This is a genomic window from Vibrio sp. 10N.222.52.C3, from assembly GCF_041474195.1.
GTDB lineage: Bacteria > Pseudomonadota > Gammaproteobacteria > Enterobacterales > Vibrionaceae > Vibrio > Vibrio crassostreae_C.
The window spans coordinates 1-21332 of record NZ_JBFRTQ010000041.1 but is presented as its reverse complement, the minus strand read 5'-3'; the positions used below and the strand labels follow the sequence as shown (position 1 = coordinate 21332).

At 44.3% G+C, this 21332-nt stretch carries 20 protein-coding genes; 15 read left to right on the top strand and 5 right to left on the bottom strand.

All coding sequences use genetic code 11. The features are described from left to right. Window positions 1-9: 9 nt before the first annotated feature. Window positions 10-1020 (bottom strand): aldo/keto reductase family oxidoreductase, encoded by a 1011-nt coding sequence (locus AB4517_RS07950; protein WP_017059146.1) that lies wholly within the window; start codon window positions 1018-1020, stop codon window positions 10-12. 132 nt (window positions 1021-1152) lie between these two features. Between AB4517_RS07950 and AB4517_RS07945 the strand changes: the two genes are divergently transcribed. From AB4517_RS07945 to AB4517_RS07930, 4 genes are all read left to right on the top strand, one after another. Then, window positions 1153-2037, top strand: a complete 885-nt coding sequence (locus tag AB4517_RS07945) for a LysR family transcriptional regulator (RefSeq protein WP_017059145.1) — start codon at window positions 1153-1155, stop codon at window positions 2035-2037. Window positions 2038-2403: 366 nt separating this feature from the next. Further along, window positions 2404-3183, top strand: a complete 780-nt coding sequence (locus tag AB4517_RS07940; protein WP_372148161.1) for a YdcF family protein — start codon at window positions 2404-2406, stop codon at window positions 3181-3183. 458 nt (window positions 3184-3641) lie between these two features. Then, window positions 3642-5114: an aerolysin family beta-barrel pore-forming toxin gene (locus tag AB4517_RS07935; RefSeq protein WP_017070919.1), complete on the top strand. Its 1473-nt coding sequence runs from the start codon at window positions 3642-3644 to the stop codon at window positions 5112-5114. A 218-nt stretch (window positions 5115-5332) separates the two neighbouring features. After that, window positions 5333-5554, top strand: a complete 222-nt coding sequence (locus tag AB4517_RS07930) for a hypothetical protein (RefSeq protein ID WP_017059142.1) — start codon at window positions 5333-5335, stop codon at window positions 5552-5554. Between the two features lie 128 nt (window positions 5555-5682). Here the strand turns inward: AB4517_RS07930 and AB4517_RS07925 are convergent, their stop codons facing one another. Then, a complete protein-coding gene (locus AB4517_RS07925; RefSeq protein WP_010441213.1) occupies window positions 5683-6204 on the bottom strand; it encodes a DUF2058 domain-containing protein in 522 nt (173 codons plus the stop codon). Between the two features lie 415 nt (window positions 6205-6619). Between AB4517_RS07925 and AB4517_RS07920 the strand changes: the two genes are divergently transcribed. Together AB4517_RS07920 and AB4517_RS07915 are read left to right on the top strand one after the other, a co-directional pair. Further along, entirely contained in the window at window positions 6620-7954 is a 1335-nt protein-coding gene (locus AB4517_RS07920; RefSeq protein ID WP_137002063.1) for a sphingomyelin phosphodiesterase, read from the top strand. A 39-nt stretch (window positions 7955-7993) separates the two neighbouring features. Then, a complete protein-coding gene (locus AB4517_RS07915) occupies window positions 7994-8944 on the top strand; it encodes a hypothetical protein (protein WP_017070922.1) in 951 nt (316 codons plus the stop codon). Between the two features lie 4 nt (window positions 8945-8948). Here the strand turns inward: AB4517_RS07915 and AB4517_RS07910 are convergent, their stop codons facing one another. Further along, window positions 8949-9983 carry an AraC family transcriptional regulator gene (locus AB4517_RS07910; protein WP_065584233.1) on the bottom strand — a complete coding sequence of 345 codons (1035 nt, stop codon included), beginning with the start codon at window positions 9981-9983 and terminating at the stop codon, window positions 8949-8951. Between the two features lie 170 nt (window positions 9984-10153). Between AB4517_RS07910 and AB4517_RS07905 the strand changes: the two genes are divergently transcribed. From AB4517_RS07905 to purT, 7 genes are all read left to right on the top strand, one after another. Next, entirely contained in the window at window positions 10154-11167 is a 1014-nt protein-coding gene (locus AB4517_RS07905; protein ID WP_017070924.1) for a DUF2804 domain-containing protein, read from the top strand. Window positions 11168-11254: 87 nt separating this feature from the next. Further along, on the top strand, window positions 11255-12103 hold the full coding sequence (locus AB4517_RS07900) for a sterol desaturase family protein (protein WP_372148160.1): 849 nt from the start codon (window positions 11255-11257) through the stop codon (window positions 12101-12103). A gap of 206 nt (window positions 12104-12309) precedes the next feature. After that, window positions 12310-13734 carry an exodeoxyribonuclease I gene (gene sbcB, locus AB4517_RS07895; protein ID WP_372148159.1) on the top strand — a complete coding sequence of 475 codons (1425 nt, stop codon included), beginning with the start codon at window positions 12310-12312 and terminating at the stop codon, window positions 13732-13734. Window positions 13735-13759: 25 nt separating this feature from the next. Then, on the top strand, window positions 13760-14131 hold the full coding sequence (locus tag AB4517_RS07890; protein WP_004734867.1) for a CidA/LrgA family protein: 372 nt from the start codon (window positions 13760-13762) through the stop codon (window positions 14129-14131). A gap of 2 nt (window positions 14132-14133) precedes the next feature. Then, the gene (locus AB4517_RS07885) at window positions 14134-14811 is read left to right on the top strand and encodes an LrgB family protein (RefSeq protein ID WP_372148158.1); all 678 of its coding nucleotides are present in this window, start codon (window positions 14134-14136) and stop codon (window positions 14809-14811) included. A 357-nt stretch (window positions 14812-15168) separates the two neighbouring features. Next, window positions 15169-16056, top strand: coding sequence for a cytidine deaminase (gene cdd / locus AB4517_RS07880; protein ID WP_372148157.1), 888 nt, complete (start codon window positions 15169-15171; stop codon window positions 16054-16056). A 167-nt stretch (window positions 16057-16223) separates the two neighbouring features. After that, window positions 16224-17399, top strand: coding sequence for a formate-dependent phosphoribosylglycinamide formyltransferase (gene purT / locus AB4517_RS07875; RefSeq protein ID WP_004734863.1), 1176 nt, complete (start codon window positions 16224-16226; stop codon window positions 17397-17399). A 113-nt stretch (window positions 17400-17512) separates the two neighbouring features. Here the strand turns inward: purT and AB4517_RS07870 are convergent, their stop codons facing one another. Then, the gene (locus AB4517_RS07870) at window positions 17513-18166 is read right to left on the bottom strand and encodes a thiopurine S-methyltransferase (RefSeq protein ID WP_372148156.1); all 654 of its coding nucleotides are present in this window, start codon (window positions 18164-18166) and stop codon (window positions 17513-17515) included. Window positions 18167-18490: 324 nt separating this feature from the next. Between AB4517_RS07870 and AB4517_RS07865 the strand changes: the two genes are divergently transcribed. After that, window positions 18491-19267, top strand: coding sequence for a RelA/SpoT domain-containing protein (locus AB4517_RS07865; RefSeq protein ID WP_017059130.1), 777 nt, complete (start codon window positions 18491-18493; stop codon window positions 19265-19267). A 193-nt stretch (window positions 19268-19460) separates the two neighbouring features. After that, window positions 19461-20456, top strand: a complete 996-nt coding sequence (locus tag AB4517_RS07860; protein WP_372148155.1) for an ABC transporter substrate-binding protein — start codon at window positions 19461-19463, stop codon at window positions 20454-20456. A 172-nt stretch (window positions 20457-20628) separates the two neighbouring features. On the opposite strand, the gene ihfA is transcribed toward AB4517_RS07860, so the two are convergent. Beyond that, on the bottom strand, window positions 20629-20925 hold the full coding sequence (gene ihfA / locus AB4517_RS07855) for an integration host factor subunit alpha (RefSeq protein WP_004734853.1): 297 nt from the start codon (window positions 20923-20925) through the stop codon (window positions 20629-20631). Window positions 20926-21332 lie beyond the last annotated feature (407 nt).

Here is a 21332-nt window from a genome sequence, read left to right as displayed (position 1 = left end):
ATTCATTCCTTATGGCAGTGCTTGACCACGTGAGTACACGTATAGGTTGTACCACTCTTCACGAGACAGGTTTATCTGAGTCGCGACTGCCGAAGCTTTGATTCGCTCTAGATTTGTGGTGCCAATTACAGGTTGGATACGAGCAGGGTGACGAAGCAAAAATGCCAACACAATCGCTTCACTTTCTACGCCATATTGGTTCGCTAACTGAGCCACGTAGTGCGCTGTCTTTTTCACGTTTTCATGTTCTGAATACAAACCTTGCTCAGCAAATCGGCCTTGTGCCAAACAGCCCCAAGCTTGCAGTTGGATGTTATTCAATTGGCAATGTTCAAGAGTGCCTGCGGCGAAGTCTGATTGATGGTGCCCTTGCGAGTTAATCATCACCCCATCATTCAACCAATCCAATTTGGCTAAGCTCATCTCAACTTGATTCGCGACGATGGGTTGCCCAAGCGCAGATTGCAGGTACTGAATTTGATGGCTGTTCATGTTCGACACACCAAAATAATCGACCTTACCTTGCGCTTTTAAGTTCTCTAACGTTCTTGCTAGCTCATCGAGTTCCATCAAAGGATCAGGGCGGTGCAATAACAGCACATCAAGCTTTTCAGTATTCAATCGATTGAGAATACCGTCTACCGATTGGCCTACCCAATCAGCCGAGAAATCATAACGACCAACATTGCCCTCGCCTTCAAAACGAATCCCACACTTAGATTGAATGAACATCTGTTCACGCAGATCAGGCGCTTGTTGTAATGCTTGACCAAAGGCTTGCTCAGCTTTGCTGAAGGTATAGATATCCGCATGGTCGAATAAGTTAATGCCCGATTCTAGTGCGGTGCCGATTACGCTTCGTGTTTGAGCAACATCCGCACTCGTCACTGGATTATCATTCCATCCACCACCTAACCCCATGCAGCCATAGGCAATTTGCCCAACATTCGGTAGATAATTTGATAATGGGATACGTTTTTTGTCATTCGTTTTGTTTGTAGATTCAGTGCTGTTCGTCATATCGATTCTCGCTTAGAAGATTTGCTGACCAGAAATATGCCTCTATCATATTGTTCTTTTTAAAAAACAGAATATGCTAGTTACGAAATGATTGTTTGATATGACGAACAATAGATTGGTAGGAACGCGCGAATGAACGAACACAAAAGAATAGAACGACTGATCCTGTTTGTAGAACTTGCTCAGCAACTCAACTTTACCAAGGCAGCCGAAAAGCTCGGTATCTCTAAGAGCTACCTTTCTGAACAGATCAAACGTTTAGAGAACGATTTACAGTGCCCGCTTTTGGTCAGAACCACTCGCAGTGTTCGTTTAACCCAAGAAGGCGAACGCGCGTTACAACAAGGCTTAACGATTCGCTCGCAAGTCTTACAGCTTGAACGCAGTGTTTCTGAGCAACACGACATCGTCAAAGGCCTATTACGCCTCACTGCGCCAAAGATGTTTACTGAGGTATATCTATTCGATATCTGCCAACAGTTTAGGCAGCAATACCCTGAGATTCGTTTCGAGATAAACAGTAGCTACACCAACTTTAATCTCAATCAAGATGATATCGATATCGCGTTTCGTGCCACCAATACGCCACCTGACAACATGGTGGCGAAACACTTGATTAGCTATCAACATGATTTAGTCGCGACTCCCGGTTATCTTAACCAATTTGGTCGCCCTACCAATGTGAGTGACTTAAGTGATCATCAATGCTTAGCAACTCTGCACCAAACCGAGTGGCCTTTAAAATCGGTAAATATTGATGTGTCCGGCTGGCTTTCAAGTAATGACAACCACCTGCTTAAGCAACAAGCCATGGCAGGCAGTGGCATCATCCGTATTGCAAGTTACTACGTTGCGAAAGAGGTCGAACTGGGAGAATTAGAGCGAGTGCTGCCTGATGAATGTCTGCAACAAGGCAACAGTATTTATCTGTTCTATCCGCAAGTTATTTATCCGGCAAAGAAACACCAAGTGTTCGTTAAATTTGTTCAGCATTACTTTGAAAACTTGAGAGCTTGATAGTTTAAGATCTTGAAAACTGGAGAGCTCGATCATTTAAGAGCTTGAAGATTTGGTAGTTTAAGAATATGAAAGCTGAGTTAACGAGTTGAAGAAACGGAAACCGATGAACAGATAAATCAAATAACACGAAATAAGGTTTAAATAACCCTCTTGATTTATATACCTATATTTAAAATGGGATTATCGAACAATAATAAAGCGATTTTTCGAATGCTCTCATCGATGATTGTTCTTGATAGAAAGAAATCGTGCATTTGTTCAATAATACAATGAGTTACCTATAAATGATTAACATAACTGATATATGATGCACCGCTTCAGTATGTCACATCATCTTGGCACCAGTTCGATAACAGGATCCTCATGAGCTTTATTATATTATTACTTCTTCTGCTATTCGTAGGCTTTACACGTTTACTTCAGTGGCGAAAAACCTCTCTGTTTTTATCTCTTGTTCTTATATCGTCATTTGTGCTGATTGGTTCAGGTTTAATTCCTCGTTATTTACTGAACGATCTGCAAGCCGATTACGAAAATAAGCCTGATATCCAATGGTCTGACAATAACGCCATTGTTCTTCTGGGTGCGGGAACGCAGTTAATTAAAAGCACGCAAGAGTTCGAGCCAGCCTTTTTCTCTTTTGGCCGAATCAGTGAAACCGCCAGCCAATATAAAGATTGCGCCAAAACCCAAACCACATGCAAAGTGATCATCAGTGGTGGCGATGCACAAAATAACGGTGTTGCCGAAGCAGAAGTTTATCAGCAACAATTGCTGAGACTTGGCGTTCCGATGGGTGACATCATTCAAGAGCCAAATAGCGTCAACACTTGGAAGAACGCTCAGCTGACTAGTGACCTAATGAAGCATCATAAATTCGACAACATTGTGTTGGTTTCATCTGGCCTACATATTCGTCGTAGCGAGCTCTACTTCAACCACTTCGGCTTGAATGTTATTCCAGTGAGAGCCGACTATATGGCTGCTCAAATTTCATGGTTGCCATTGTGGTACAACTTTGCGGTCACAGATTTTGCTTTGCATGAACAGATTGGCTTTGCTCGTTACAACATTTACAACTTTATGGGTTGGAACAGCAAACGCGAAAAACCAGGGATGCTTAATCTCTTCCAATTAAGTTAACTCGAACAATAAAAAATGCAGCAGCAATCGAACGGTTGTTGGCTGCATTTTTCGATCTTGCTTATCACAACATCCCTCCTTATTTGGCTTACTCAGTACTTCCCCCTCCTTTAAACAATAAACCTATCTAATCCATCTTGCTGGCCTAAATTTTCCAAGCCAACATACCAAATAACGAGGCTTCAAAAACAGAAACGTTCAACAATTAATCACCCATAGATTGGATTGTTGAAACTAATTGAAGTCATCAAGATAAGTCTTTATCAAACAACAAGTTGATCAGTACAACCTCCTGATATCTATAAGTATTTATTTTCAATTCATTTCAGTATTTTTGGCATTGTTTTATATGACAAAGTACACCCCGCTAGAGCCCCTCGGCTTTAAATAATATCAATAAAATCTAATAACTCGATTCTAATAAAAATAGCCAAATAATGGCATTTAGGAACTTATTCATGCTTAACGTCAGTAAAACCGTTCTATTTAGCTCTGCCCTCTGTTTCATCTCTTTTGCCACTCATGCCAAGATATATTCAGACCAAATCGTATTGGATAACCTCGGTGAAGATATCTGCCGTTCCGATTATCGTCCGCTCAGTAATACAGAAGCTCAAGAACACAAAACCGCCCTACTATCTCGCATGAATGTGTGGGACATTGCTGGCCTTAAAAATGACTGGGTGATCATGGGGTCTGGCTACCACGGGCTCATCAAACAAGGACAACCAAGTGACAATACTTGGTGCTACCCCAATACCCCAGACGCAGGCCTGCCTTACTACGAAGCGCAAGCTATCGAAACGAACAATAACCTTGATATTCAACGCGCCTTAGTCAGCGACAACACGAACTTTATCAGGCCACTGAGTTACTTGGCCCATAACCTCGGTTACGCTTGGGTTGGAGGCGATAGCGCGCGTTACGTCGGCCAAGACATGGCAATAAAACCGCTTAACAATGGTTGGGAGATTAAAGGCAATAACGATGGAAGCTGTGCCGGTGATCGCTGTGATGAGAAGACAAGCATCACTGTTGATAACTTCGCTTACACGCTCGATAACACATCGTTTTTACACGGTTCTATGACAGAGACCGACCAAGAACTGATTGAAACCGTCTCGGCTTATGCAATCAATGACGACGATCAGTCTAAACAAATCGTCGTTGACCTTCATTTTGAGCAATCCACACAATGGAGTAAAACCCAACGCTTCGACCTTGCTGATTCAGTCGTCATTGATGAAACCTTTCATTGGCCACAAGTTGGAAAGACAGAAGTAAGAGTAGCGCTAGAAGATGGCCAACGTTTCTCCGATACCAACAATGGTGCTCGTTTTGAACCAACAGAACTGGAAGCCATCATCACCGTGCCTGCTCACTCAGTACTTCCTTTTCAAGTAGAGTTCTTACGCTCTACCATCACTTACCCATACCGTATCAAAACCAGCATGAGTTACGACGTGAACTTCACAGGTTTCCTTCGTTATAGCGGCAATGCGCTAAGCTCACACCCAACAAACCGCCCGACGGTCTCTCACACCTTTACCATGGGAACCACCAGCGAAGATCAAGCCAATATCCGCTACCAATGGGATCACCGTTATATTCCTGGAGAGATGAAATGGTGGGATTGGAGCTGGGCAATCAACACCAATGGTTTAAGTAGCATGCAGTACGCCGCAGGTGCCAGTGTCCGTCCTTTCTACACCTATGTTTCAGGCCAGTTTAGTGCGGAGTCACAATATTCTGGAATGATCGATATTGGTACCGAGCACTCTATTGATTCATTTAACGCCATGACACCTTCAGGCGATTACACACCCTACTACGCTGGTGACATCAAGGTTCTGACTGACTTCGACCCTGCAGCCCTAGCGCAACTGGGTTATAACAGCGCTCAGCTAACGCTTACCCCAATGCAGCCATAAGCCCATAGAAAGTTTCAGCTGTTATTCCAAGCCCATTGCGTCTGCTCTGGGCTTGATTCGTCTTACATTCTCTCAGTCATACATCTGTATTAGCCGCTAAGTATTCACTTTCTGAATCGTTTTTCATTGACTTAAAAATGAAATCATAACGACACACTAATTTGCGTAACTTAGGATGCAAATAGACAATCAGATTACAGTGCCTATCAGGAGGATGTATGAAACCAAATCGATCTACGGTACTCACTGGACATGTAAAACACTGCCCATGCTGCTCTACCGAACTGGTCATCAAAGACCACATTCACGTTTGCCCGCGCAATGAAATTGGCGACTGTTACTTCGATGGCTATGACCAACACGAACAGCGCGCTAATACCGATTTTATCGATCATGCAAGTGCCAATGATAGCCTTGTTTACGGCATGTCAGAACACTAAGCTTTATTCAAGATTTGTTGAAGTCATTTCGCGCCAAAAAAAATGCAGCGCCAATCGAGTGATTGTTCGCTGCATTCTTAGATCCTGTAAACTTAGCTAACCATTAAAATGGAGCTAGGTAAAACGGATTACCACATTAGATCATCTGGGATCACGAAGTCTTTGTACGGGTCATCTTCGTCTACTTCGTCTGTGCTACCTGCCTGCGTATCAACGATAGATTCTTCGTCGCGCATAGCAATCTTGTTCGCTACTGCTGTTGGAATAACAACATAGCTCTCACCTTGACGAGCAATACTTAGAATGCCTTTACTTAGTTGCTTTTGAGTCAGCTCTTCTACGTAAAGATATTTAACTAGCGTACCGTCGGTGAAGTTGTATTTGATCTCACCGTTCTTCTGTTCGATCTTGTTCATCTCAATCAGTTGCTTCACTTGAGCTTTAATTTCTTTGCTCAACTGTTGTTCTTTCAACTGTTGGTTTAGCTCTTTGTCTTTCGCTTGCTGCGCCAGTTTAGTTTCTTCAGCTGCCGCTTTTGCTTCACGAGACTGAACGCGAGACTTTTTAGAGCCTTTCTTCGCCTTCTTTAATTTTTTCTCATTTACCAAGCCAGCTTTAAGCATCTGCTCTTGGAGTGTTAACTTTGCCATGACTTTCCCAGTTCAGGATTAAAAACGGCACTATCATACCTGTTTTTGAGGTTTCTGTTTACTGAACAAGAGTAAATTACAGAACAATCGCAAAATTTATGCTGATAGCTCTAAGCTGTGTCCATATTCCCTTCTTGTTGCTCACAACCTCCACTTTACCGCGACACACAGTTTTCACTTAAGCACGCCAATATTGGCTGTTCCACCGACTCGAAAGCATTAACTGACCCTATTATTCGCGCGCGTACCACTTATCATTCCGATAAGACAATATGTTAATTTTCAATGGTTAATCAATTTTATAAAACCTTGGCATATATCTCATATTTGAATAAATGCCATAGAGTTATAACTCCAATGTCATAACTCTTGACTACGTTATTCTAGACATCAATCAATAAGGATAACGTAAACGATGAAAACTCAATGGACTTGGTTAGCTGCACTTGTGGCATCCACATCAATCGCTTCGACCTCTGCGATCGCAGACACCGACGTGTATCTCACCAATAACACCAATCAAGTGATGACCATTCAAGCCAACCACACTGGTACCGACCTGCTTCAACTCGGTGATGAGTGGCAACAGCATGTTGAACAGATTGGTCCTTGGGAGACGAAGAAGCTGATAAGTTTCAACCGCTGGACTGGTGTGAAATCTGGGAAGACCTATGAGTTTGACACTGTGGTATCAAACGCTGTGGGCGAAAGTGTCACGCTCAACCAAACCATGAAGGGACATTGGTATAACTCGACACTGCAACATGGTTTGAGTGCTGCAGACGTCAACCTAACATTGCATGACGATCGTAATATTCATCGCAGCACAACCGATGCCTTCGGGGTCAACGCAGAGCTAGCCCTCAAAGCCGATTCTACAGCGCGCTACGATGATATTTATTACACCATCACCCCTCCAAAAGTGGATGAGCAACCAGAGCCGGATGCCAATACACTCAAGGTCATGACCTACAACATCTGGGCGCTGCCTGCCATCGCTTCGCATATTGGTGATCGCTACGATCTTCTCCCTCAATACGTAAAAGGCTACGACGTGTTGGCGCTTCAAGAGGTGTTTGCTAACGGCAGAGATGAATTCTTGCGTGAACTTGCAAAAGAGTATCCTTATCAAACCAAAATGCTCGATAAAGATGGGATTAACATCTATGACGGCGGCGTGATCATTGTCAGCCGCTACCCTATCGTTAACGAAGCTCAGTATGTTTTCCCTGATTGTACAGGCACAGATTGCTTTGCTGATAAAGGTGTTAACTACGCGGAAGTTATCAAGAATGGTCAGGCTTACCATGTTTTCGGTACCCACACGGCATCATTCGATACGGACACCGCTCGTGATTACCGACAACGTCAATTCAAGCAGATGCGTGCACTGGCGCAGTCTCTGAATATCCCGGCATCAGAAACTGTGGTTTACAGCGGTGACTTCAACGTGAACAAGCTCAAGTTCCCAAGCGACTATCAACAGATGTTTGCTAACCTGCAGGCTGATGAACCAACATACTCAGGTTACACCGCTTCTACCTTTGACCCACGCATCAACAACTTTGCGGGAGAGCCTATGTCGGGTGGCGAGAACGTTGAGTATCTCGATTATGTGGTAGTGAGCTCAGAGTATGCCGCTAAAGCGCATAACTACAATCGCGTGGATGTCCCAAGATCAACAAGCAGTGAGTTATGGAAGCACTACAACCTTTCAGACCACTTCCCTGTTAGCGCCGTGATCAAGTAACTCGGTGAACCAATAATGCATCGAGTTATATTAATCCTAATGCTCGTCTTAACGGCGAGCATTATTTGCTATTCGTGGTCATCAAAAACGAACGAAACAGCGCTATCTTCTGCTCAACACACAGAACCTAAGCCGCGTGTTTCTACGACAACTAATGACGATAATTCCACGCCTACTGCAACCGCTAGTTCGGAAAACTCCGCATCGCACAGCAATCAAGCCCAAGCCGGAGCACTGGACGGTAAAATTCTTGCTGAAAACTTGAGTGAGCTTGAAGGCAAGGCTTTGTTCGATGAACTCGATGGGTTCTGGAAGCTTTGCCAACAACGTGATGACTGCACTGAGCAACTAGCACGATTGAAATCAGAATTGCCGAGTATATGGTTTGAATTACTGAGCGACTATCCGCAGCTATCGGCTGACTGGCAATTAACACAAAGCACTATCCCACTTGAATCCATAGAGACTCTTGAAGATCGTGTTGCCTTATTCAAGCAATCTGCACAGCAAGTATGGGGAGAGTTGGCCCACCAGCTATTCGCTGACCAGTTTGCTCATCTGGATTTTACGCTTGACGCCAACACCCTTGAAGAGAACGAAGCGAGCCAGTTTTTGGCCAACTATCAAGATTTGCTTAGTGAATGGCAAAACAATACGGGCACGTTAAACGCCGAAACACAGCTTCAAAAATATGAACTGGCAGTATCTTTGATACCCAGCAGCTATAGCCCTGCTGAAGTAGCATCAGTCAAAGCCGACCTTCAAGATGCCTACTTAGATGAAGCGCAGGCCAGCAACATTGCCGCGCGAGAACAACAAGTCGCACAACAGCAACAAACCGTGATGAGTTATCACGTGCAACTGGATCAGCTCAAAGCGACCTTAGGCTCTCAACGTTCATCAAGTTATGCCACTTGGACTCAACAAGATTGGGACAGTTACTATCAGCAGCAAGTCACCGATTTCAGAGAACAGTTCTTTAGCAAGTAACGCCTTAACTTAAACCATCACGAAACTGAGCGGGCGTTTTATTGAGCCAACCTTTAAACGCCCTTCTGAAATTTGCAGGGTCGCTATAACCGAGCCTTTCACCGATGTCATCAATGCTCATGGTTGTGCCGAGTAATAGCTCTTTGGCCAGCTCCACTCGAACTTCGGTAAGCAATATTTGGTAACTGGATTCATGGGTCACTAGCTCTCGCCTGAGTGTACGAGAGCTACAACCAAACTCATCCGCGAGTTGTTCAATATTCGGGAAACTGCCTGCGGTTTGATAAAAGATCGTTTTGATCTGGTTAGTCAGCAGATGCTCAGAGTCCAACGTTTCCATTATCGACTGGCAAGACGCAAGATAGCGCTTCAGTGTCGCTGCATCATGAGTCAATAAGGTTTGCGACAAAACCGATACATCAAAACGCAGTTCACAATGGCTCTGCTCAAAAACTACAGGGCACTGGAAACGATCGTCATAGAGCTTGGCGTAATTAGTGCGTGTATAAGGCAAAGCCAAAATATGAATATCCAACTCATGACCAGTCAGCTCTTTGAATAAAGAGACGATTGAACTCAAGAAATATTCACTGCAGAAAGGAAGCAGATCGCCCACTTCCAATGTGTTCTCAATCTGAATCACTGCTTGCTCGGAATCTAGAAACAATTTAACCGAGAAGATAGGACCGTTCAGGCGCAAATACTTGAAGCCCGACTTGATGGCCTCCCCGACATTTTGACTGGTTGATAGCGCATAACCCAACACACCAAAGTGGCTCAAGCTAGCGTGCTCTCCCAACCAAAGCCCCAAACCATCGTGAGGAAAACTCTGATTAGCCGCGCTAAACAACGAAAGCTTGTCAGCGTAAGTCAGTTTTCCATTCGGACCTCGCCAATCCATGTTCGGCAAACCCACATCATTGAGTAGCCTTTCAATATCGATACCTCGTTGCTCTAGCGTATTCAACAGCAGCGCGATATCTAATGTACCCAACTGGTGCCTATGTCCGGTTGGCTTATACTCCGCGATAATCTCCAATCGTCTCTCCTTATATCGAGCCCATTCCCATCAACATGACTACTCAGCCTTAACAACACATGCTGACAAAATCGTGATTGGTAACGCGCTCTTGTCCGAATATGACCTCCCAATTCTACGCTACTCATCGCACAATGGCTTTAGTTGTTAAAATAATGTGAACCATCGCAATGATAAAAACCAACCCAGCCCCACACAGTTTGATTAATTCTAATGGTCAGCCGATCATTGGGCATTTCGATGGCATCCTTAAACACCTAAACATCGAGAACTTTGACTACCGAAACTCGATGGATTCAAAAGCAAACCCTTGGCAGAAGCACTTCCACTATAAGCAATTCCAGTTTGTCAGCATCGTCACCGACACACACATTATCGGCGTCGCTATCGCGGATATTCGCTACTTAGGCTCGGCATTTTGTTATCTGTACGACATAGAAAACAACCATCTGCAAGAGTCATCTTGGTTGAGGCCATTAGGGTTTGATAAGCATGTAACGCCTTCACCATTTGAAGGAAAGACAAGCATTGCAGATCAAAGCATTGCTTTCTATATCGAGGGCGGACAATGGCGAGTTCGCTTGAATACGAAATTCATCAAGGCCGATATTTCTTTAGAGCCTGAAACCGACAGCTTGCCCATGGCGATGTGCAGCCCAACGGGTTATTCAGGTTGGACTTACACCCAAAAGCACAATGCTTTGCGCATCAGCGGTGAAATCCAAATCAAGGGAGAATCACTCGTTCTCGAACAAGCTCGTGCCGGTTATGACTTTTCAGCGGGTTACATGAGACGTGAAACCAGTTGGCGCTGGGCAAGCATCAACACGCAATCCAATGGGACAGATATTGGCTTGAACCTCGCAGCAGGCGTCAATGAAACCGGAGGCTGCGAGAACGTTTTATGGATCAATGGAACTCGGCACTTACTTAACCCGGTACAGTTTGCGTTTAGTCGCCAAGACACCAATTTACCTTGGCAGATAACATCACAAGATGGACGTATAAACCTGACCTTTACGCCCTTAAATAATCGCAGCGAAAAGCTCAATTTATGGCTGTTAAAAAGTAACTTTCGTCAGTTCATTGGTCACTTTTCTGGCTCGATTGAAGACAACAATGGAGTGACACATCAACTCGATGGTGTTCTTGGCCTAACAGAAGATCACTTTGCTCGCTGGTAGCGAAATTTTGCTAACTGAATTTCAGGCGAGCAAGTCTAAGTAAACTTGATACTAAGAACGCGTATGGCGTCTCAACAAGGATAAAACATGAATATCGACGCATTAATCAATTACCCAGAATGGCTACTGCTGGTATTAGCGCCCTTGTTCGTGGTGTGCATGTTGGCTGAGTATTTTATCGGTCAGAAGCAAAGTCGACTACCAGATAATTCCAGCTATAAGCTTTCAGAAGTGATGTGTAATTTCACGCTGGCGGGAATGCATCAACTCTCCGATTTGCTCACCGGGTTATTGGTCGTGCAGCTGTATCTCTGGATGTTTGGTTGGCGCTTAATGGACATTGAAATGGGCGTGCTGAGTTTTGTTGTATTGATGGTGTTGCAAGACTTTTGCTATTACTGGTTCCACAGAGCAAGCCATCGTGTTCGCTGGATGTGGGCAGCACACGTGGCACACCACAGTTCAGAAAGCATGAACTTCAGTACGGCTTTCCGTCAAAGCTTAATGTATCCACTTGCTGGGATGTGGCTTTTCTGGATACCGTTGGTCATCATAGGTTTTGCCCCTAAGTGGGTCATCTTTGTGGTGCTTCTCAATCTAGGTTTGCAGTTCTTCGTCCATACACAATGGATACGAAGCTTGGGGCCACTTGAATACATCTTTAATACCCCTTCGCATCATCGAGTACATCACGGCAAAAACCCGCAATACATTGATAAGAACTACGCCGGCGTTCTTATTATCTGGGATAAGTTATTTGGTACATTCGAACCTGAAGTTGAAACTGTACGTTATGGCGTCACCAAACCCGTGAACAGTTTTAATCCGATAGTGGTCACCTTTCAAGAATGGAAGGCCATATTCAAAGATTTGAAGAACCGAGAGTTAACCATGAAGCAGAAAGTCCAGTTGATACTCTCGCCTCCATCGGATTAAACGGACGATAGACAGATTGTATTAACTAAGAAACCGCCTCAATTGGTTTCAAAACCTTCCCCACCGACTCGATTGAATAGTAAAGCACCGTTTTCCGGCAATTTATTTGTGATCTGGGTTGCACGCGTACCGCATACTATCAGATACTGAACAAAACTAACCTTCAGCCACAGTAAACGTTCCGCGCTTGCTGTTCAGGAAATTCAATGAGTTCAGATAATCAGCCAACCTACTTCTTTTTCGATTACGAAACATGGGGCGTTAGCCCAGCAAAAGACCGTCCGAGTCAGTTTGCGGGTGTTCGTACCGACCAAGATTTCAATGTTATTGGAGAGCCTCTGGTTATCTATTGCCAACCTCCCGCTGATTACCTCCCTGCGCCTGAAGCTGCACTGATCACCCGTATCACACCACAAAAAGCGGCTTCACAAGGTCTCCCTGAGCCAGAGTTTATCGCTAAGATCCATGCTGAGTTAGCGAAACCTAACACCACAAGCCTTGGCTACAACAGTATTCGATTTGATGATGAAGTAACGCGTTACACCTGTTACCGAAACTTCATCGACCCATATGCGTGGAGCTGGCAGAATGGCAACTCTCGTTGGGATTTATTAGATGTAATGCGCGCTGTTCACGCACTGCGTCCTGAAGGCATTGTTTGGCCAGAGAACGAAGAAGGTTACCCAAGCTTCAAACTGGAACACCTATCTGTGGCAAACGGCATTGAACACGAGAACGCGCACGATGCGATGGCCGATGTTATTGCGACCATCGAGTTAGCGAAGAAGCTGAAAGCTGCGCAACCTAAGATGTTCGATTACCTTTACAACATGCGTCATAAGCGTAAGCTGAATGACCTGGTTGATATCGTAAACATGACACCATTGATGCACGTTTCGGGCATGTTTGGCCGTGACTGCAACTACACAAGTTGGATTGTGCCTATGGCTTGGCACCCAACCAATCAAAATGCCGTTATCGTGGTTGATTTAGCCAAAGATCCAAGCCCACTGTTAGAACTGGACGCTGATGAACTCAGAGAAAGGCTCTATACCAAACGCAGTGAACTGGGTGAAGACGAACTACCCGTACCCATCAAATTGGTTCAGCTAAACAAGTGCCCTATTCTTGCTCCAGCCAAAACGCTAACGGCTGAAAATGCTGAAACCATCGGTATTGATCGCCAACAATGCTTGAAGAACTTGGCACTGCTGCGCGAACACCCAGAGATCCGCGAAAAACTGATCGGCCTGTACTCACAAGAGCGAGAGTACAAAAAGAGTGATGATGTTGATACACACCTTTATGACGGTTTCTTCTCACCTGCTGATAAAACAGCGATGAACATCATTCGCGAAACTGACCCAAATAACTTGGCAGCTTTAGATATCACCTTCGGTGATGAACGTATTAAACCGTTACTGTTCCGTTACCGTGCGCGTAACTTCCCATGGACGCTCGACGAAGCTGAGCAATTGAAATGGGCGAACCATTGTCGTGAGTTTTATGAAAGCCGTTTAGAAGAGTACATGCTCAACCTTGAAAACCTCGCGCATGAACATGAAAGCGACGAGAAGAAAATGGCTATCTTGAAGGCGGTTTATCAATACGTAGAAAAGTTAGCTAGCTAATTCCATTATCAAGAGACGTAACACTTTGAAAGAAAGATTGATCCAACTGGTTTACTGCTTAATCTCCTTCACCTTAATCATAGGTGCACTTACAGCAGGTAACGCGTTACAGCACTTTTTGGATACCTCAATCCCAGGCAGTATTTTTGGCATGTTGATTCTGTTTGCCGCCATGGTGATTGGTATTGTTCCTTCGCACTGGGTACAACCCGGTGCAAGCTTGATTATCCGGCTAATGATCTTACTGTTTGTTCCGATCAGTGTTGGGTTGATGGATCACTTCGACATGCTCATCGCGAACGCATTGCCAATTATGGCGAGCGCCGTTGGTGGCACGTTGCTGGTGTTGGTGTCCTTATCATGGTTTTTAGACCGCTTGCTTTCGAGAGGTAACTGATCATGTGGATTCTACTCACCATCGTGGTATTCCTGTTTGCTCGCTGGGTAAGTCAAAAAGTAAACTCACCGCTGTGTAATCCCCTGCTTATCAGCATTGGTATCATCATTCCGATTCTCACGTTCTTTAGAGTACCGTTTGAGACTTACTATGCTGACAACACTTGGATTACCTACATGCTGCAGCCTGCGGTTGTTGCACTTGCTTACCCACTTTATGAGCAGCTACCTCAAATCAGAGCCAACTGGCGCATCATTACCTTTGCGTGCACGCTAGGCAGTGTGATGTCGATGACAACAACGGCAGTGATCGCAGTAGCATTTAAAGCGGACTTAACTTTGATTGCGAGCTTGTTAGGCAAATCAGTCACCACGCCAATTGCAATGGAAGTATCGAGCCATTTAGGTGGTGAAGCAGCAATTGCGGCAATACTGGTATTGATTGTTGGTCTGTTTGGGGCAATTTTTGCTTACCCAATCTACAATCTCACTGGTATTAAGAGCCCTATCGCGCGTGGTTTAACCATGGGTACTGTGTCTCACGCTTTAGGCACGGCAACCTGTGCTGAAAAGAATCAGGAAGATGCTGCATTCAGTTCGTTGGCATTGGTTCTTTGTGGGGTTATCACCTCAATCATTGCACCGAGTATATTTTCGCTCGTGGTTTGGTTCTATTCTTAACTACTTTGATTACAGTTTATACGCGCTCTAATAGATGAGTTGGTAAATAGCTAAATTCACTGGTTCGCGACTTTTAGGCGTTACAGATATCAATAAGCCCAAGCATAACCTGATTATTTCAGTGATAGCTTGGGCTTTTTTCTCGCAATTACTCGGCAATAGCAGTCAAATCGCGCCCTGTTTAGGCCAATAAGTGGGATATCAATGGTAGTTTTTACTCTTGCAATCGATTTCATCTGTGACCTCACTCTAATTATGCAAACCAATGTAACAACAACAACATATTAGTGATCAAAGTCACAGAAAATTCCTGAGCATTGCATAGAATTAAAGCCTAAGGTCAATTAAGGATTCAACATGAACAGTCGTATTACCCTGGCGCTGGAAAGTGCTCCAACAGCAATCAAAGCACTTTTGAGTGACATCGTATTAGCAGACAACTTTGACGCGACATTGTCTCCAGAACAATTTGCTAGCCTACTGCAAGCAAGTGGTTTAGCGGATGACGAGCTACGTATTGCGCTACTTCCTTTTGCCGCAGCTTATTCTTACGCTCCGTTATCTGACTTTTATGTTGGTGCAATCGTGCGTGGTTTATCTGGCACTCTGTATTTTGGTGCAAACCTTGAAATTGCTGGTGCTCAACTTGGCCAAACAGTACACGCTGAGCAATCTGCAATCAGCCACGCTTGGATGAAAGGCGAGCAAGGTATCTCTGATATCACAATCAATTTCAGCCCTTGTGGTCACTGTCGTCAATTCATGAACGAACTGACCACAGCAAAAGAACTTAAAGTTCAGCTTCCACAACGTGATGAAATGTCTCTGCAAGAGTACCTACCAGACTCATTCGGCCCTGCTGACTTAGGTGTGACGACTGGCCTAATGACTAAGCTTGATCATAAGCACACGACTGAAGAAACAACGCCTATTGTTATAGAAGCGCTAGCAGCACTAAACCGCAGCCATGCCCCTTACACCAAAAACCTAAGTGGTGTTTCACTGCAATTGACGTCGGGTGAGATTTTCACCGGTGCTTACGCTGAAAACGCAGCGTTCAACCCGAGCTTACCTCCTCTACAAGTGGCGTTGATTCAACTTAAACTGGCTGGCTTCGATTTTGAACAGATTGAAAGTGCAGCGTTGGTTGAAATTGCCGAAGGTAGCATCAGTCACCTAGCGGATACGCAATCTACATTAGAAGCGATTAATCCCGACATTCCAGTGACTTACTTAGCAATCTAAGTACATCTAATTAACAAAATTTTAAATAAGCAGCCCTATTTAACGGGGCTGCTTTTTTTATACCTGTAATTAACGCAACAACTTGCGCAAACGTTTGCTTTTGTCATTGAAATAAGTATGATCACCCCGTTTTCAATCAATCGCTCAAAAGATCGGAAGGAATTTCTATGTTTGGTACTGCTACTCGTGAAAATGCTACTCGTGTACTTCTATTAGGTTCAGGTGAACTCGGCAAAGAAGTTGCTATCGAGTGCCAACGTTTAGGCTTGGAAGTTATTGCATGTGACCGTTACGCAGACGCACCCGCAATGCAAGTTGCACATCGTAGTCATGTATTAGACATGTTAGACGGCGATGCACTGCAAGCAGTCATTGAACTTGAAAAACCAGATTATGTGGTTCCTGAAATTGAAGCTATTGCCACCAGCAAGTTGGTAGAACTAGAAGCGCAAGGCTTAAATGTCGTTCCCACTGCAAATGCGACTAAGCTAACGATGAACCGCGAAGGTATCCGTCGCCTAGCTGCAGAAGAGCTAAAACTGAGCACTTCTCCTTACCGCTTTGCAGACACCTTTGAAGACTTCGCTGCCGCTGTTGAATTCGTGGGCATGCCTTGCGTTGTTAAGCCAGTAATGAGCTCTTCAGGTAAAGGTCAAAGCGTTATCAAAACAGAAGAAGACATTCAGAAGTCTTGGGACTACGCACAAGAAGGCGGTCGTACTGGTGCGGGTCGTGTGATCGTTGAAGGCTTCATCGACTTTGATTACGAGATCACGCTTCTAACCGTTCGCGCAGTCGACGGTGTTCACTTCTGTGCACCTATCGGTCACCGCCAAGAAGACGGTGATTACCGTGAATCATGGCAGCCACAAGTGATGTCAGACAACGCACTTAAAGCCGCGCAATACACGGCTGAACAAGTGGTTAATGCACTAGGTGGTCACGGTATCTTCGGCGTAGAGCTGTTTGTTAAAGGCGATCACGTTATCTTTAACGAAGTCTCCCCTCGCCCACACGATACTGGCTTAGTGACTCTGATGTCTCAAGACTCATCGGAATTCGCACTGCACGTACGCGCGTTTACCGGTATGCCGATCAAATCTATCACGCAATACGGCCCTTGTGCATCAGCGGTTATCCTTGGCCAAGGCACTTCAACCAACATTCGTTTTGAAGGTCTTACAGAGGCGCTAGACGCACCACAAACGCAAGTTCGTTTGTTTGGTAAACCCGATATCGATGGTCGCCGTCGTCTTGGTGTGGCGCTTACTCGTCGTAACAGCACAGAAACAGCGATTGAAGATGCCATTGAGAGCGCGTCAAAAGTAAAAGTGATTTACTAACCTGCTATTCAATTCTGAACAATCACGAGTTCAAATCTGAACCATAAAAAGACGGGCGATCGAGCCCGTCTTTTTGTTGGTGTTATCTGTTGGCTTAACTAAGCAAACTGAACTTAAGCGTCTGACTCAATCAAATACACTTCTTCACTGAATCGAGACAAGCCTTTCTTAGCAATCTTCGGATGTTCATCGTCCGCTATATCTTGATTCAACAATGTGATTTTGTATCCTGAGAACAACTGATCGATCTCTAGTTTAGGTACGCTAAACGGAGGCCCTGCCATCTCGCTTTGGTCATAATCTAGAGTTACCAGAAGGACTTTACCACCCGGTTTCAGCAGTTGTTTCAAACGCTCTACATACTGCACTCGCATCTCTTCAGGCAATGCGACTAAAGACGCGCGATCATAAATGGTATCGACAGGCTGGATTGGCGCTGTGAAGTAATCGCCTGTGTAGATGTTCAGTTCATCGAATTGGTAGAGCTCGTGCTGACCGCTAATTTGAGTCACAGTCGGGGTATAAAGGTGCTCTGCAAAAAATGCGCGAACCGCAATCTGGCTTAACTCGACACCTTGAACATCTTCATGCTTTGAAGCTAGCCAAATCAGATCTTCACTTTTGCCACAAAGTGGAACAAACACACTCTTCTCGTAGCTAGGCTCAGTCTTTTCCCAAAATTTAATCAGAAGTGGGTTTACATCTTCGAGGTGGAAACCAATTTGGTTGGCTGCCCATTTATTGTGCCAAAATTCAGGATTATTCATCTTTCGTTCATGTTAAACAGTCATAATGCAAGGGTACAGTATAGAGAGGTAAGAGCAACCTTAGCTTGGTTTAAAGTACTAAATTGATTTCGATAAAATCAGAAACTGGCTAAGTTCAAAGTTCTGATAATTGCGGAACTAACGGTTGGGTTATTTGGCTATATCTTCACATTTTAAAGCAATATTAAACGTTAGAATTGGTTTCTGTCTTAGCTAGCCTCATTTAATATGTAGTGAAATTAGTTAAGCTGTTTTTACTCTTGTGCGTTACTGGTTACCCCTTTTGACTACCCGTTTTTTGTAACCTTGTATTTTGGAGTTTGAATGAGTGTATTTCTCCGTACGACGGCCCTAATGCTTTTGGTATTGAGCCGAGCGCCTGCATTCGCAGCAGCACCTGTTTCAACAAGTTCAACAGATCAAACGCGCACTCCTGCGCAAAACCAAGTATCTTCAAACGTATTCCGTCATAGTTTGAGCGGCCTTTACGGCATCAAGGCCTTCGACTCACGCCCGACTCAGCCTTACACCGACTTCGATATTTTGTACAGCAAAGCGCATCAAGGCCAAGCTGAACTAGAAACTATCTGTAAAAGTACTGCCCTACTCACCAATTCTGAAGCGCTATTTGCTGGCGTTAAATCTCAAGCTCGCGCAGAAGAAAAAATCGCCCTTGAGCTTGATGGTGATGTGACAAAAATTACCGACTTAGCCCGTGCAACTATCATCGCGAACGATGTAGAGAGCTTGGTTGAAGTTTACGAAGCGCTAAGCCGTGAAGCAGACGTTGTTAAGCTGAAAAATAAGTTTAAATCGCCGGCTGACTCTGGTTACCGTGACCTTAACTTGTTGGTTCGTTTGCCTAAAACCAACATCATTGCAGAGGTTCAACTTCACTTAAAAGCGATTGCTGATGTGAAAAGTGGTCCTGAGCACGAGCTGTACGAAATTATCCAAGGTATTGAGCGTCACGCAATTGCAGAACATCGCCCAATCAACGATATCGAAGCGGCACAAATCAATAGCCTACGACGCCAATCTTTAGAGCTTTACCAACAAGCATGGCAACCGTACATTACAACGCACATTAAAGCGGCTTAACACATAGATAGGCTATTCCAATAAACATCACAAGGGCTGCACTCGCAGCCCTTTTTAGTACTTGTTGAGTAGCCTCTCCACTTCCTATCCCAAATAATCAGATCGTTTAAATTTAGATCTCAGTCTCTTTTCTCCGTCGAACATTTCTGTTTCTATAGCGAATAAGCTTCTGACAAGAAAAGGAATTACGTCAATGCAGAATAACAAATCCATGCTTTCCATCGCGCTACTTGCTGCGTTTTCTGTACACGCTAGTGCTGACGAATGCGGAAAGATCACCATTGCAGACATGAACTGGAACTCGGCGAGCCTTATTGCTCATGTCGACCAATTCATTTTGAATAACGGCTACGGCTGTGAAGCGGACTTAATCCCCGGTGATAGCGTCCCTACGGGCACGTCAATGATTGAAAAAGGTCAACCTGATGTTGCGCCAGAGCTTTGGACTAATGGCATCAAAGAAGCGTTGGATAAGGGTGTTGCGGATAAGCGTCTACGTTACGCGGGCAAGTCTTTGGTCAACGGCGGTGAAGAAGGTTTCTGGGTACCAAACTACCTTGTTGAACAGTACCCAGAGCTTACAACCATTGAAGGTGTGATTAAAAACGCAAAGCTGTTTGAACACCCAGAAGATGATGAGAAGTTTGCGTTTTATAGCTGCCCTGCGGGTTGGACTTGTCAGATTACCTCCGGTCACCTGTTCGATGCGCTTAAGTTAGAAGATCACAATTTTGAAATGGTTGATCCCGGCTCAGGCGCCGCTTTAGCAGGTACGATAGCGAAAGCTTACGAACGCAAAAAAGCATGGTTTGGATATTACTGGTCGCCTACGCCTGTGCTAGGTAAGTATGAAATGGTGAAGGTTTATTTCGGAAGTGGTACTGACATTGAGGAATTCCGTAACTGTACGACACAACCTGATTGTGAATCTCCTAAAGTGACCATGTATCCACCAGCACCGGTTCACACAATCACCACAGAAGCCTTTGCTAATAACGAACCTCTTGCCTACCAATACTTTGAAAAGCGTGGTTTTACCAATAAACAAATGAGTGAGTTGCTGGCCTGGATGGAAGACAACCAAGCCGACGCCGAAGAAGCCATGTATTACTTTCTAGAAAGCTCACCACAGGTATGGAAGCCTTGGGTGTCTGAAGACATCGCAAGTAAGGTTCAACAAGCCCTTTAGAGTGAAGATTCAAAGTCAGAGGCCTAGCCTCTGTTTTCGCATCTAAAGCAAGTTCTTACCGGACAGTAAATAGATGGAGTTTGAGAAAGGTTACTAAAAATTAAAGAAATGCGTTTAGCTTAAACTCTATGCAGATACAAAAAGACCACGCTAGGCGTGGTCTATTGCTTGGCTACTTCTCGATTTTAATATTTTCGACACGGGCCTTTAGTTTTTGTCCCGGTCTAAAAGTAACAACACGTCGAGCAGAAATTGGAATGTCTTCACCAGTTTTCGGGTTACGACCAGGTCGCTCGTTTTTCTCGCGAAGATCAAAATTACCAAAACCAGACAGTTTTACCTGTTCGCCATTTTCGAGCGCTTTACGAACTTCTTCGAAAAACACTTCCACCGTTTCCTTGGCATCCCGCTTGCTGTATCCGAGTGTCTCAAACAGGTTCTCAGCCAAATCGGCCTTCGTGAGTGCCATAAAACTTTCCTCAAAGCTATGTTAAACATTGCTACCATCGCCAGTAGCGCCAAAGCATTTACCCTATTCAATCAATGAGATAAGGTCATTTACAAGGAAAGTGTATGCCAAGCTTCTGATTTTCGCCAACTTTTTTATCTTAACTATTTAATTATTCTTTCAAATCAGAAAGATAACTCGCTTCAAATTTCACATATATAGCTAAAAACCATCTACTCAACAGTAACGAAATGGAGTTATATTCCATACAAACAACCATTAATAGAATTTAAAACTTTAGCGAACTAAATAATAATTTTTGAGACTTTTCTCCGATACCCAATAAAATCAGCCACTTGATTTGATATGGGACTCAACAAAGGTTACTAAATAAGCGTTATTAAATATAAGATTTGCATCATTTCAGA

What these genes read in the sequence shown, in the direction of transcription:
- AB4517_RS07860 (WP_372148155.1), top strand. Translation starts at nt 19,461, where the DNA reads ATGCAGAATAACAAATCCATGCTTTCCATCGCGCTACTTGCTGCGTTT.
- AB4517_RS07945 (WP_017059145.1), top strand. Translation starts at nt 1,153, where the DNA reads ATGAACGAACACAAAAGAATAGAACGACTGATCCTGTTTGTAGAACTT.
- AB4517_RS07920 (WP_137002063.1), top strand. Translation starts at nt 6,620, where the DNA reads ATGAAAACTCAATGGACTTGGTTAGCTGCACTTGTGGCATCCACATCA.
- AB4517_RS07935 (WP_017070919.1), top strand. Translation starts at nt 3,642, where the DNA reads ATGCTTAACGTCAGTAAAACCGTTCTATTTAGCTCTGCCCTCTGTTTC.
- AB4517_RS07865 (WP_017059130.1), top strand. Translation starts at nt 18,491, where the DNA reads ATGAGTGTATTTCTCCGTACGACGGCCCTAATGCTTTTGGTATTGAGC.
- AB4517_RS07915 (WP_017070922.1), top strand. Translation starts at nt 7,994, where the DNA reads ATGCTCGTCTTAACGGCGAGCATTATTTGCTATTCGTGGTCATCAAAA.
- AB4517_RS07885 (WP_372148158.1), top strand. Translation starts at nt 14,134, where the DNA reads ATGTGGATTCTACTCACCATCGTGGTATTCCTGTTTGCTCGCTGGGTA.
- AB4517_RS07870 (WP_372148156.1), bottom strand. Translation starts at nt 18,166, where the DNA reads ATGAATAATCCTGAATTTTGGCACAATAAATGGGCAGCCAACCAAATT.
- AB4517_RS07925 (WP_010441213.1), bottom strand. Translation starts at nt 6,204, where the DNA reads ATGGCAAAGTTAACACTCCAAGAGCAGATGCTTAAAGCTGGCTTGGTA.
- sbcB (WP_372148159.1), top strand. Translation starts at nt 12,310, where the DNA reads ATGAGTTCAGATAATCAGCCAACCTACTTCTTTTTCGATTACGAAACA.
- purT (WP_004734863.1), top strand. Translation starts at nt 16,224, where the DNA reads ATGTTTGGTACTGCTACTCGTGAAAATGCTACTCGTGTACTTCTATTA.
- AB4517_RS07930 (WP_017059142.1), top strand. Translation starts at nt 5,333, where the DNA reads ATGAAACCAAATCGATCTACGGTACTCACTGGACATGTAAAACACTGC.
- AB4517_RS07900 (WP_372148160.1), top strand. Translation starts at nt 11,255, where the DNA reads ATGAATATCGACGCATTAATCAATTACCCAGAATGGCTACTGCTGGTA.
- AB4517_RS07940 (WP_372148161.1), top strand. Translation starts at nt 2,404, where the DNA reads ATGAGCTTTATTATATTATTACTTCTTCTGCTATTCGTAGGCTTTACA.
- ihfA (WP_004734853.1), bottom strand. Translation starts at nt 20,925, where the DNA reads ATGGCACTCACGAAGGCCGATTTGGCTGAGAACCTGTTTGAGACACTC.
- AB4517_RS07905 (WP_017070924.1), top strand. Translation starts at nt 10,154, where the DNA reads ATGATAAAAACCAACCCAGCCCCACACAGTTTGATTAATTCTAATGGT.
- cdd (WP_372148157.1), top strand. Translation starts at nt 15,169, where the DNA reads ATGAACAGTCGTATTACCCTGGCGCTGGAAAGTGCTCCAACAGCAATC.
- AB4517_RS07950 (WP_017059146.1), bottom strand. Translation starts at nt 1,020, where the DNA reads ATGACGAACAGCACTGAATCTACAAACAAAACGAATGACAAAAAACGT.